The sequence below is a fragment of the Nonomuraea marmarensis genome (assembly GCF_043197025.1).
GTDB classification, from domain to species: Bacteria; Actinomycetota; Actinomycetes; order Streptosporangiales; family Streptosporangiaceae; genus Nonomuraea; species Nonomuraea marmarensis.
In genome coordinates this window covers 30,690-42,678 of the sequence record NZ_JBICRM010000039.1, presented here as the reverse complement: position 1 = coordinate 42,678, position 11,989 = coordinate 30,690, and the positions used below count along the sequence as shown (strand labels likewise).

Here is an 11,989-nt window from a genome sequence, read left to right as displayed (position 1 = left end):
TTCTCTTCCTTGATATCGAACGCGTCTAGGCGCGGATGGTCATGCGGGAGACGAGGTCGCCGTCGACGAGGAAGGCGAAGTGGCTCGGGCCGTTGAACCCGTTGCCGCCGACCTGCGCGGTGACCACCGTCTCGCCGCCCCGCCGCTGCACGGCGCCCACGTCGAGGGCCACCTGCTTGCCGATGAACTCGGCGTCGCTCCAGGCCCGGATCCGGTCCGCGCCGCGGAAGTCTCTGCCCCAGTCGTCCACCACGCCGCCGGTGGTGAACCCGGCCAGGAAGGCGTCGATGTCGCCGTCGTTCGCGGCGTCGAGCAGCCTCTGAACCGCCGCGGACACCTGCTCGGTCATTGCGGTCTCCTTCCTCTCGTTCCTGTGGCCAGGGGCCAGCGTTTCCAGACCGCCACGTGCAGGATCACGCTCATGCCGAGCGCGTTCAGCGCCGCGTAGCCGACCCAGTCGTCGGGGGCCGCGTGCACCCACTCCACCTGCCGTGCGTACGCCGACAGCCCGCCGTACAGCAGCCCCGCGACGGCCAGCGCCGAGATCAGCACGCAGGTCCGGCCGGGCAGTGGGGACAGCAGCCGGATCCACGGCCAGGCCTCGAACAGCATCGCCACGACCAGGACGGCGGCGACGACACAGCCGCAGACCGCCAGGACCCGGTTGGGCGTCCAGCCCAGCGTGTGGCGCAGGATCAGGTACGTCGTCCAGCCGCAGGCGATCACCACGGCGTTGCCCGCCAGCAGGCGGGGGCCGCGCCGGCGGATCGTGGAGAACGGCCAGCCCCGCAGCGCGAGGAAGAACACGAGCTGCCAGACCCCCACCGCGGTCAGCCAGGCTCCGTACGCCCCGGGCGAGACGGGCCCGCCGAGGTCGCGCAGGCCGCCCGGCATGGCCGTCGGCTCGTCGTGCACGCCGACCAGGGCCAGATAGGCCAGTACGCCGGCCGTCCAGCTCACCACCAGGGCCGCGACGCCTGACCGCACCCGGCCGAGCCCGCGCAGCGGCCAGCCCTCCGACACCATCGTGAGCTGCAGCATCGCCGTGAACGCCCCTGCGGCCAGCGGCATCGTGTGCGGGAACGTCGCCACGTGGCCGGCCCCCGGGTCGGGGTCGAAGAGGGCTCGCACGTCGGCGCTCGCCACCACGGCCTGCCCGGCGATGGTGAGTACCACGGCGGCCACCGCGATGAGCAGCGTGTCGGTGAGCCCGGCCCAGCCCGCGCGCAGGGAACTGCCGGGCCAGTCCTCCCACCAGAACGCGATCATCGCGATCGCGGGCAGCGCGAACGTCGTCAGTGGCGCGAGCACGCGCAGCGACGTCTCCGCGCCACCGGCTCCGAAGGCGAGCAGGAAGAACAGCGGTACGACGAAGGTCAGCCCGGCACTTAGCAACGGGTGTGCCCGCCCGGGCGCGGGCTCTGCGGCGGCCACTCCCGGCGCGCTCAGCACCGGGCGCGCGGGCAGCGGAGGTGTCCGCCGGTAGCCGCGCCGCCCAGGGGCCGCACTGAGGTCGGTGCCGATCATGAGGCGACGGCGACCGTATTCGTGGCAGGGACGAACGGTGTGGACGGCAAGCGATGCACGCATTCCAGGATGTCGAGCGCGGCCGGCCCATACCGTCCCGGAATTGCCGAATATTGGCCCACGATTGCGATGTGTGGCCAGGCCGCCGCCGCCCACCGCGATCACTCCTGGAACTGGCGGCGGAACTCCCTGGGGGACGCGCCGAAGCGACGCCGGAAGGCGGCCGTGAACTGTCCGTGGCTGCGGTAGCCGCAGGCCATGGAGATGTGCAGCACCGGCTGGGCGGTATCCCGGAGCAGGTCGGCGGCCCGGCTCATCCGCAGGCGCACGAGGTAGCGGTGCGGCGTGAACCCGGTCGCCTTGGCGAACGCACGCAGGAGGTGGTACTTGCTGATGTTCGCCACGGCGGCGAGGTCATCGAGACTCACGTCCTCGTGCAGGTGCTCGTGCATGTACGCGGTGACGAGCCGCAGCGTGGACTCGCCGAGCGCGGCAGGGCGGATCTCGGCCGCGATCTCCGGCTCCGAGCCGTACAGCAGGTGTGTGGCGATCAACTGCGCGATCGAGTCGGCGTACAGGGTCGGTGCGCGTCCCTGCAGCGCCCGCCCGACCGCCTGGCCCGCCGCCGTGACGAGGGGGTCATCGAGCAGCAGAGAGTCCGGCAGCCGCCGCTGCCACGAGCCCTTCTCGCCGAGCGCGTCGGAGGTCTGCTTGAGCAGGTCCGCGCCCAAATGCATGTGCAACGACTCCAGCCGCTGCCCGGACGTGGTCCGCCAGCGCAACACGCTCACGTTGCCGGGCGCGGTCACCCCCACGGAGCCGGGACGGTAGTTCGCGCGCCCCCAGCAGCGGCCCTTGCGGCTCTCGATGGTGTACGCGCCGCCGGTGATCAGCACGACCAGCAGGTCGCCCGACTGCGCGGTGGTGAACTGCTCCGCGCACGGGGGATCGACGTAGGTACGGGCGAGCATCGTCCGCCAGCCCAGTTCGCCGCTGCACAGTAGCCGCTCACCCGGAAGCGAGAGCTCGGCCAGCACGCTGCGCGCGAAGGGATCCTCCGGCTGCCGACGCTCCCGTGGTTCGTGATCAGCGTTGCCGAATATCATCGCTACCAAATCTACGTCACCGCTGATAATGCCAGGTCGCCGGGGGTTACTTCCCGAGCGCACCTCTCGTGTCCGGTGGTTCCGCTATCTCGCACGTGGTAGCACCTAGAGTTGGCAGAGGGACCAGGAGCAACGGGGAGGACGCTGTGGACCTCGACGAACTGGGGTCGTTCCTGAAGTCGCGCAGGGACCGGCTGAGCCCGGAGGCCGTCGGCCTGCCGCCCGGCACCAGGCGACGGGTGCCCGGCCTGCGCCGGGACGAGGTGGCGTACCTGGCGAACATGTCCGCCGACTACTGCACCGAGCTGGAACAGGGCCGCGGGCAGTGCCCGTCAGAGCCGGTCCTGCACGCGCTGGCCCGTGCCCTGCGCCTGGACCCGGACGAGACCGACCACCTGTTCCATCTGGCGGGGTATCCGGCGCCGCTCGGCGCGGAGCCGGTCCAGATGCAGGCCGCGCTGCGCCAGCTCATGCAGCGCCTGGAGGACACCCCCGCCATGGTGATCACCGACATGCACGAGGTGGTGGTGCAGAACCACGCCGCACAGGTCCTGGTCGGGCCGCAGTCGGGGCTGACCGGGATCCGGGCCAGCTTCCTCTACCACTGGTTCACCGTCCCGGCCACCCGCGATCTCTACCCGCCGGAGGACCACGACTACCACTCCCGGCTGCTCGTCTCCGACCTGCGCGCCGCGGTCGCCCGCCACGGTCCCGCCGACCGGACCAGCGCCGGACTGATCCGCCACCTGCTGACCTCCAGCGCCGAGTTCGCCCAGCTGTGGCGGGCGCGGGAGGTCAAGGTGCGTCACGAAGAGTACAAGCGGGTCGTCAACCCGGCTCTCGGCACCCTCAAGGTCACCTGCAACAACATCGTCACGGCCGACGCCGTCCAGCGGCTGCTCTGGTTCGTCCCCGACGACCCCGGTGTCGTGCCGGCGCTGCACGCCCTCGACCCCGCCGAAGTATGGCGTGACACGCCGGGCCCGGCGTTCGGGCTCCGCCGAAGCTGGGGTTGACCACCCCAGGCTACGCGGGCCTGGTCCGGGCACTCTGAAAGAGGCGGTGCGGGGGCGTCATCCCTGAGGTGAGCACCTCCGCTCGAGTTCCGCCAAGGAGGAAACCGTTATGCGCGCAGCACTCGCCACCGGGGTGAACGCCCCGCTGTCCCTGATAGAACGCCAGATCCCGGAGCCGGGCCCGGGTGAGGTCCTGGTGAAGATCACCGCCTGCGGCGTGTGCTTCACGGACCTGAACCTGGTGCGCGGGCACTTCCCGTTCGCCCGCTTCCCGGTCGTCCCCGGACACGAGATCACCGGCACGGTCGCCGCGCTCGGCAGCGGCGTGCCCGGCCTGTCCGTGGGCGACCCCGTCGGGGCCCAGTTCCTGTACGACTCGTGCGGCCACTGCGACTACTGCGTGTCCGGCGACCAGATCCTCTGCCCGTCCAAGCGCATCACCGGCATCGTCACCGACGGCGGGTACGCCGAATACGCCCTGTTCAAAGGCGGATACGTGACCCCGCTGCCGGCCGGGCTGGACCCGGTGGCCGCGGCGCCGCTGATGTGCGCGGGCCTGACCGCGTTCAACGGCCTGCGGCGGGCCGGCGCCACCCCTAGCTCCCGGGTGGCGATCATCGGCAGCGGCGGCGTCGGCGCGCTCGCCATCCAGTACGCCGTGGCCATGGGCGCGCGGGTCGCGGTGATCGGCCGGTCGGCCGGCGGCGCGGCGAGCGCCAAGGAACTCGGCGCGGAGCTGTTCGTGGCCAGCCGCGACACCGACCCTGCCGCCGCGCTCAAGGCATGGGACGGCGGTGCGGACATCATCCTGAACGCCGCCCCGTCCAACGAGGCCGCCGCCGCCGTTCTCACCGGGCTCGCCCCGGACGGCACGCTGGTGCTCTGCGGCTACGACAACACGCCGCTCACCCTCGCCGCCCAGCCGATGGTGCTCAACCGGCTGCGGGTCATGGCCTCGCCGTCCGGATCACCCCACGACCTGCGCGACACGCTGGCCTTCTCAGCACAGCACCACATCCTGCCCAAGGTCACGCCGATCACCCTCGACCAGGCCCCGGCGACGCTGGAGGCCATGGGCAGCGGGTCCGGCGGCGGTCGCCGCGTCATCACCTTCGAATAACCGGGCCCCTGCCCGGCTGTAGCCGGAACGGGGCGACCCTACGACCGGGGCTGGGCGGGCAGGCGGGCGTTTTCCGCTCGCTTCGGCAGGTGGGGGGCGCACGAGGCGCGGGCGATCAGGCGAGTGGGCAGGCGCACGTGCCGCTGGGCCGGCCCGCGGCCGGCCAGCATGTCCAGCAGCATCTCGACCGCGAGGCGGCCCATGAGCTGGATCGGCTGCTCGATGGTGGTGAGGGCCGGTTCGGTCATCATGCTCTCGGGGACGTTGTCGAAGCCGATGACCGAGAGGTCGCCGGGCACCCGGAGGCCCAGCTCCACGGCGACCTCCATGGTGGCGATGGCCGTCACGTCGTTGGCGGCGAAGATCGCGGTGGGCCGCTCAGGCAGGTCGAGCAGGTCGCGGACCGCGTTGCGCACGTCGCTCTCGTCGTAGCCGGCGGCCTGTACGAGCAGGGGGTCGACCGGGATGCCGGCGTCGGCCAGCGCGGACCGGTAGCCCGCCTCGCGCAGGGGACCGGACTCCAGGTCGCGGGGCGGCCGGCCGAGGAACCCGATCCGCCGGTGGCCGAGGCCGATGAGGTGCTCGGTGGCGAGCCGGCCGCCCTGCAGGTTGTCTGCGTCGACCGTCGGCACGGCCTCGCGCCCGCTGTGCGGGTCGACGGCGACGACGGGGGAGCCGCTGTCGACGTCGAGGACCGTGGGCGTGACCAGCACCGCCCCGTCGATCAGCGTGCCGGACAGGCGTGACAGGTAGCGGCGCTCCCAGCCGAGCCGGCCCGAGCCCTTACCGCCGCCCGCGTAGACCACCAGCTCGTAGTCGGTGCCCCTGATCGCGCGGGCGGCGCCTTTGAGCAGCTCGGCGCTGAACGGCTCGATGTCCCAGACGAGGATCCCGATCACGTTCGTACGCTGGTTGCGCAGGCTCCGCGCGACAAGGCTGGACTCGTAACCCAGCTCGGCGATGACCTCGCGGACCCGATCGACGGTGGCCGCCGCCACGCCGTAGCGGTCGTTGAGCACCTTGGACACCGTCGCCACCGAGACGCCGGCTTGCGCGGCGACGTCGCGGATGGTCACGCGGCCATTGTTCACAGCAAGGATCGTACCGCATGTAAAACGTTATCGATAACGATTGACACGAGCACAGTGATCCGCAGTTCAACCGCATGATCGCCACCCGATCGGTCGACATCGTGCAGCCCGACATCGGCTACATCGGAGGCGTTTCCCGGGCCCGAAAGGTGGCTGTCCTCGCCGAGGCGGCCGGCATCCCGTGCACTCCCCACTGCGCTAACGACTCGCTGCTGCGCGTGTTCAGCCTGCACCTCGCCGCGGCGATGCCCGCCTGCGTCCACCCCCAGGAGTGGAGCATCGAGACCACCCCGTGGACCCGGGACGTCTACGAGCCGATGCCGCAGGTGACCAACGGCACCGTACCGGCCCCCACCGCCCCCGGCTGGGGCGTCGAACTCCTCCCGTCCTTCGTCCACGGCTCCGAACGCGCCCTGTCACGCCTGTAGCCACTCCCGCTCGCGGCCCTCACCCCTGGCGCCCGGAGACCGTGCACCTCGTGCATGCCGCAAGTAGTCAGGGCAAGGCATTCCAGGCGGCCAGTGCGTCGAGGCGGCCCCCACCGTAAATGTTGTCGGGGCCCGCGGCGCCGAGGTCGTGGGCCCCGGCGACGAGCGCCGCCGCCTGCTGATCGGCGGTGCGGCTTGGCTTGCCCGAGAGCAGGAGCGCCAGGACGCCGCCCACGTGCGGCGCGGCCATCGACGTTCCCGTCGCGGTTGTCCACAGGCCGTACAGGTCACTGGTCCAGATGTCCTTGCCGGACGCGACCAGGCTGGGGAACACTCCGGTGCGGCCGCCGCACGTCGACGGACCGCGGCTGGACATGGAAAGGATCACGTCGTTGCCGTTGACCACCCCGACCGAGAAGGCGGACGGGTTGTTGGCGGGGCTGTAGGAACTGCTCGCGTACGGGCCGCCGTTGCCGGCCGAGAAGACCGGGAGCACCCCGATCGCGCGCAACGCCGCCAGGTCGGGCTCGAAGGCCAGGTTGCAGCCCTTGGCGGAGAACGTCCACGAGTTGTTGACCACGTCGGGGGCGTCGTCGGTCGCCGGGTCGCCGTCGGGGTCGAGCAGCCACTGGAAGCTGGCGTGCAGTCCGGAGGTCGTGGCTGTTCCGCCGTCGTCGAAGGCCTTGGCCGCGATCCACGTGGCGTCCGGCGCGACGCCGATCGCCGTGCCGCCCGTATCGCCGCCGACCATGACACCCATGGTCCAGGTACCGTGCCCGGAGACGTCGGCGGGCGTCGGGTGCTCGCCGTACGGGTCGTACCAGGAGTCGGAACCGCCTCGCCATCGTGCGGCGAGGTCGGGGTGGGTGACGTCGACGCCGGTGTCCACGTTCGCCACCACGACACCCGTGCCGCGCAGGCCCAGCGACCAGAGCCTGGGTGCGCCGGACTGCGTCAGGTTGTTCTCGATCTCCGCCGCGGGAGCGAACGCGGTCTCGTCGGGTGCCACGGACGCCACCTCGGGGCGGTGGGCGATGAGGTCGGCGAGTTGCCGGGTGGTCGTCAGCGCGATCGCGTTCACGTTCCACAGGCGGCGGAGGCCGGTGACGGCGCCTCGCCGGCGCTCGGCTTCGAGCACGCGCAGCAACGGCGCCTGGGTGCGGTCCGCGACCCGGTGCAGCTCCTCCACGACCCTCTGCCTGTGCAGCCGACGTTCCACTGGTGGCAACCTGCCGAGGTCCGCCCGTTCCTTGAGATAGACGATGACCGCGACCCGGTCAGGCGCCGGTGCGTGCACGAGCGGGGTCAGCAGCAGGGCCAGTGCGATTGTCAGGGTCCTCACTGTGTCGCCTCCTCCTCCAGACGAGGGCCAGGACGGCTCCCGCGGCGGCGAACGCCAATGCCGCGGCGTTCGTGATCGGAGCCAAGGGTTGATCGGCCAGCGGGCCCCGCGGCACGTCCCCGCGTACGGTCCAGTCCAGCTTCGTCCCGGTGGTCGGCAGACCGTTCCTGGCGACATCGATCTGGATCGGCACGCCTCCGGCGGGCGGCAGGTCCGCGACGGCCTGCCATCGCCGCTCGGCCACGGACACCGCCGCGACGGAGGAGCCCGCCAAACCCAGCCGCACCGCGCTCACCGGGCCGGGCCGCGGTCGCCGGGTGTCGTGGATCTCGACGGTGACCAGGTTCCGGCCGGGGGTGCCGGGCCGTACGGCCACCTCCAGCACCAGGTCGTCCAGCCGGACGCTGCGCTGCAGCGGCACGGCGGCGGGCGCCGGGTCCAGGCCCGGTCCCCTGGCGGGCGGCGTGACGGTCAGTACCGCCGCGCAACAGGCCACCCCACCCAGCAGCACCGCTTCCACGATCAGCAGCCGGCCGCCCGACCGTCCCCTGGCGGAGTGGATGGCGATGGCGGCCACGCCACCCAGGATCAGCAGCTTCGTCACGAGGATGAGCCCGTACGGCGTGGCCATGGCGGCGTGCGGCGTGGCGATCTGGCGTCCGGCGAGCACGGGGCCTGTCACAGCCAGGGTCACGACCGAAACCACGGCGGGCAGCGCGTAGGCGCCCAGCAGCGCACCGGCCGACCTCTTCCGGGACGCCGTGGGGTGGAACGAGGAGCTGGTGCCGTCGGCGAGCAGCGGCCGGCCGGCGACCACGAGGGCGATCACCCCGCCGATCCATACGGCCGCCGCCACGGCGTGCGCGGCCGCCGCGACCGCCTCTCCGGCGGCGGCGGCGTGACCGTCGAGGGCCCCCACCCCGACCGCGAGCGCGGCGGCGACCAGCCCGGCGGTGACCGGTCCGGCGGTGATCGGGCCGCGGTCGGTGGCGAGGGTGCGACGGCTGATGACCAGAGCCGTGAGCAGCAGCGCCAGTTGCTCGATCAGTCGCCTGCCGTGCGCAGCGGCGGCGAACTGCCAGGCCGAACTGGCGACGGCGATGGCGAGCACCGCGAGCAGCCCGATGCCCGCCCCGATCGAGGCGACCCACAGGGCGCGGCGGGTGACGAGGGGCCACGGCCCCGACGGCCGGCGTCGCCGGGCGAGCGGCACCAGGAGAGCGGCGACGAGGAAGCCTCCGACCGCGAGGGAGGCGCCCACCACGCGGGCCAGCGCCAGAGCCGAATCCCGCGGTTGCGGGCCGCCGCTGTCCCCGCGCGCCGCCGCCGCGACGGCGCGTCGGACGCCGAACACCAGGCTCCCGCTCAGGGCATGGCCGTCCTCGCTGGAGATCGCCGCCCATCGGACCTCGTAGACGTCGTCGCCGAGGTGGGGTAAGGGAGCCACGAAACGCTCCGCGGTCTCCGCCGAGGCGGTCAGATCACGTGTCGCACCGGCGGAGGGGTGCAGCGACAGCCGTACGGAGGAGACGAGGACTGGCTCGCTGAACTCGAGCAGCAGCCGGTCGGGAGCCGTCGCGAGCGTCTGACCGTCGGCGGGCTCGGAGCCGGTCAGGATCGGGTGGGCGGCGGCCGGGCCCGCCATGAAGAAGAGCAGCAGGAGGGCGGCCGCCGCCGCCTTACAGAACCGGGACATGCCGCAGGCTCGCCTGGTCGAAGGCCAGTGTCACGGTGTCTCCCACCCGGACGACGCCTCCGGAGTTGCGGTAGAGCACGTAGTACGTGCGCCCGGCCACCGGATCGTGGATCATCGGCGTCAGCGCGGGCGACGGCAGCGCCTTGCCCTTGCTCTCCACCACGACGTCCGGGAGCCGGGCGGGATCCGACAACATGTCCGTCGCGCGATCCGGATCCAGCACGATGAAGCGCACGTCGAGGAGGCCGTGGTCGGCGGTGACGCCCACCATGGTGAAGCGCACGCCGTACTGCTGCTCGACCTCGTGGCTGGCCGGCATCTCCGCGCGCCGCTCCGTACGGTCCGGCAGGGCGAACAGGACGACGAGCCCCGCCGCGACCGCCAGCGCCGCGACCGCCGGCCAGCGCATCACGGCCCCGCCGTGGTGATGAACGTCAGCATGCCGCCGAAGTCGACCGACCCGCCGGTCGTGTGCCCGGCGTTGTCGATGTGGCGAGCCGCCTCGAACAGCGGTATTCGCGAGACCGCCGGAACGGAGACGATCGCGTCCATCGTGCCGCCGGCGACCACGGTGTCGGAGAGGACGGTGTACGGATGCCCGAGTGCGCGGCCGTCGGCACCGACCACCTGCTGGAACGCCCCGGCCAGGGACATCGGATGATCCTCGAGTCCGGCGTTGACGTACCTCAGCAGCAACCGATGGCCCGCCGCGGTCGGGATCTCCGCCGTACCCGGGTAGGCCGCGCCGTTGATCAGCCAGTAGCGAGGACGGTACTTCGCCGTCGGATACGTGGCGGGGGCGGCGTTGAACGCGGGATCGACCCCCTGCAGGACGACCAGCGCCTCATCGTCGAAGGCGGTCGCGGCCGTGCCGTACGCGCTGTTCCCCGAGACGGGACGGACGACGAGCGCTCCGGCGAGGCCCATGGCCACCTGGCGGGGACCACCGCCGGTCAGCCCGGCCTCATAGCGGAACGTGCCCGGCCGGGTCGCGGTGAACTCGTAGGTCCTGGTTCCCCCTGGGGGCGCGCCCGCCGTGTCGGGAGGCAGTTCCTGCTCGGGCAGCCCGAGGCTGGTCGCGTCGGCGAGCGTGTTGTGCAGCGTGATGCTCACCGTCTCGCCCACGGTCGCCAGCAGCAGCGGTCCCGGCAGCGTCGGCGGGTCGGCGGCGGTCGCCGCGTAGCCCCAGATCGGCACGGTGGTCCCGCCGGGCAGCGCGAGCGTCCCGGTCTTGGCCCACAATTCGCAGCTCCGCGTGCCGCCGCTCAGGGTGCACGGCGACGGGGGCAGGACCGCCGCCGCCCCTGAGTCGTGCGCGCGGGTGGGAGCGCGCAGGGCGGCGGCGGCCGGCTGGGTGAGCAGTGCGGTCGCCGCGATGATCGCGCCGCATGCCGTCAAGAAACCGCGGCTTCCCATCAGGAACACCCCCCGGGTGGGTCGATGCGCTCGAGCGTCATCATGCCGCCGAAGCCCGCCTCGTAGTTGGCGGCCTCGTTGAGCGCGTGGCTGTGCCACATCTGGTAGTACTCGCCGCATTCGTTGTAGGAGGTGACGCCGACCGGGAGACTGTCGGTCACGCCGAGATAGGGGCTGCCGCCGTACCAGGTCGCGTCGTCCTTGTAGACGAGGTTCTGCTGCTGGGGCAGCGGCACCGGGATCGGGTTGGTGCCCGGCCTCCACTGCTCGACGTCGGTCCAGTCGTAGGTGACGTCCCAGGTCTGGCCGGGCCCGATGTCGGCGAGGAAGTTCTCGAAAGACTGGTCGGAGCCGTTCACCAGGGCGTGGGCGTCACGTCCGATCACCCGGCCGTGGTTGCCGTGCGGGTGGAACGGATGGATGCGGTCGCCGACGTTGAGGTAGCGCACGAGAGCGGGGTGGGGGTTGGTGACCGGGTCCTTGGGCTGGATGTGGACCAGCGCTCCGTACGGTTGGTTCGGCAGCCAACCGGCGTTGTTGGGGGCGATGGTGTCGGGGAAGCTCCGGCCGTTGATCATCCAGTAGCGCGGGTGGAGCTTGGTGACGTCGTACGGCTTGGCGTTCTCGACCGCGGCGTGCAGGGCGGGGTCGATCTCGGAGAGCAGGGCGACGTGCTCCGCCTGCGGGTTGAACCGGCTGGCGGCCGTGCCGTACGCCCAGTCGGTGTGGCCGGCGGGCCGCACCACCAGCGCGCCGTAGAGGCCCATCTGGACCTGCTTGGCGGGGTCGGTCCCGCTGGCGTAGAGGTAGGTGCCGGGGGTGGTCGCGACGAACTGGTACGTCACGGTGCCGCCGACCGGTGCGGCCGGCACCAGCGAGGTCAGGGTGGCGCCGCTGAACTGGGGCTGCGCGGGCGAGCCGGCGGCGGTCATCCCGATGATTCCGGGGATGAGGATCGATACCGGCTCCGGCAGCGTGTTGTGCAGGGCGATGGTGACCGTGTCGCCCTCGGTGACGCACAACACGGGCCCGGGCAGTTGGAAGCCGCTTCCGTTGACGGTGTAGCTCCACATGAAGACCGTGTTGCCGTCCGGGAACCCGGCGAAGCCGTCGGCCGTGGCCAGGTCGAAGGACGGGCCCGCGGTACAGGAGAGGCCGGATTCCGGTGGCTGGGCATAAGCCGGAGTCACCGTGAGGGCGACGAGGAGCGCCACGGCGAGGGCCGCTTTGAGAGCACGCATGATGTC

At 72.0% G+C, this 11,989-nt stretch carries 11 protein-coding genes and 1 pseudogene; 3 read left to right on the top strand and 9 right to left on the bottom strand.

All coding sequences use genetic code 11. The features are described 5' to 3' along the window. Positions 1–25 precede the first annotated feature (25 nt). The 3 genes from ACFLIM_RS41745 to ACFLIM_RS41735 all read right to left on the bottom strand — a co-directional run bounded on the left by ACFLIM_RS41745 (position 26) and on the right by ACFLIM_RS41735 (position 2,633). The gene (locus tag ACFLIM_RS41745) at positions 26–349 is read right to left on the bottom strand and encodes a nuclear transport factor 2 family protein (RefSeq protein ID WP_393174773.1); all 324 of its coding nucleotides are present in this window, start codon (positions 347–349) and stop codon (positions 26–28) included. After that, positions 346–1,527 (bottom strand): hypothetical protein, encoded by a 1,182-nt coding sequence (locus ACFLIM_RS41740; protein ID WP_393174771.1) that lies wholly within the window; start codon positions 1,525–1,527, stop codon positions 346–348. The genes ACFLIM_RS41745 and ACFLIM_RS41740 overlap by 4 nt, the downstream gene beginning before the upstream one ends. A 161-nt stretch (positions 1,528–1,688) precedes the next feature. Beyond that, the gene (locus ACFLIM_RS41735; RefSeq protein WP_393174769.1) at positions 1,689–2,633 is read right to left on the bottom strand and encodes a helix-turn-helix domain-containing protein; all 945 of its coding nucleotides are present in this window, start codon (positions 2,631–2,633) and stop codon (positions 1,689–1,691) included. Between the two features lie 146 nt (positions 2,634–2,779). Between ACFLIM_RS41735 and ACFLIM_RS41730 the strand changes: the two genes are divergently transcribed. Both ACFLIM_RS41730 and ACFLIM_RS41725 read left to right on the top strand, forming a co-directional pair. Beyond that, positions 2,780–3,649, top strand: a complete 870-nt coding sequence (locus tag ACFLIM_RS41730; protein WP_393174767.1) for a helix-turn-helix transcriptional regulator — start codon at positions 2,780–2,782, stop codon at positions 3,647–3,649. Between the two features lie 109 nt (positions 3,650–3,758). Continuing rightward, positions 3,759–4,769 carry an alcohol dehydrogenase catalytic domain-containing protein gene (locus ACFLIM_RS41725; RefSeq protein WP_393174765.1) on the top strand — a complete coding sequence of 337 codons (1,011 nt, stop codon included), beginning with the start codon at positions 3,759–3,761 and terminating at the stop codon, positions 4,767–4,769. Between the two features lie 38 nt (positions 4,770–4,807). On the opposite strand, the gene ACFLIM_RS41720 is transcribed toward ACFLIM_RS41725, so the two are convergent. Further along, positions 4,808–5,860: a LacI family DNA-binding transcriptional regulator gene (locus ACFLIM_RS41720; RefSeq protein WP_393174763.1), complete on the bottom strand. Its 1,053-nt coding sequence runs from the start codon at positions 5,858–5,860 to the stop codon at positions 4,808–4,810. A gap of 71 nt (positions 5,861–5,931) precedes the next feature. Here ACFLIM_RS41720 and ACFLIM_RS41715 point away from each other — a divergent pair. Beyond that, a pseudogene (locus ACFLIM_RS41715) lies at positions 5,932–6,288 on the top strand (enolase C-terminal domain-like protein); the annotation flags it as partial. Positions 6,289–6,355: 67 nt separating this feature from the next. Here the strand turns inward: ACFLIM_RS41715 and ACFLIM_RS41710 are convergent. From ACFLIM_RS41710 to ACFLIM_RS41690, 5 genes are read right to left on the bottom strand one after another with little or no spacing between them, the layout of a single operon-like run. Then, a complete protein-coding gene (locus tag ACFLIM_RS41710) occupies positions 6,356–7,630 on the bottom strand; it encodes a S8 family serine peptidase (RefSeq protein WP_393174761.1) in 1,275 nt (424 codons plus the stop codon). Beyond that, on the bottom strand, positions 7,566–9,326 hold the full coding sequence (locus ACFLIM_RS41705) for a copper resistance CopC/CopD family protein (protein ID WP_393174759.1): 1,761 nt from the start codon (positions 9,324–9,326) through the stop codon (positions 7,566–7,568). Before ACFLIM_RS41705 ends, ACFLIM_RS41710 begins: the two co-directional genes overlap by 65 nt. Next, on the bottom strand, positions 9,310–9,735 hold the full coding sequence (locus tag ACFLIM_RS41700) for a hypothetical protein (protein ID WP_393174757.1): 426 nt from the start codon (positions 9,733–9,735) through the stop codon (positions 9,310–9,312). The genes ACFLIM_RS41705 and ACFLIM_RS41700 overlap by 17 nt, the downstream gene beginning before the upstream one ends. Continuing rightward, the gene (locus tag ACFLIM_RS41695) at positions 9,735–10,742 is read right to left on the bottom strand and encodes a multicopper oxidase domain-containing protein (RefSeq protein ID WP_393174755.1); all 1,008 of its coding nucleotides are present in this window, start codon (positions 10,740–10,742) and stop codon (positions 9,735–9,737) included. The genes ACFLIM_RS41700 and ACFLIM_RS41695 overlap by 1 nt, the downstream gene beginning before the upstream one ends. Continuing rightward, the gene (locus tag ACFLIM_RS41690) at positions 10,742–11,983 is read right to left on the bottom strand and encodes a multicopper oxidase domain-containing protein (protein WP_393174753.1); all 1,242 of its coding nucleotides are present in this window, start codon (positions 11,981–11,983) and stop codon (positions 10,742–10,744) included. The genes ACFLIM_RS41695 and ACFLIM_RS41690 overlap by 1 nt, the downstream gene beginning before the upstream one ends. Between the last annotated feature and the right edge of the window lie 6 nt (positions 11,984–11,989).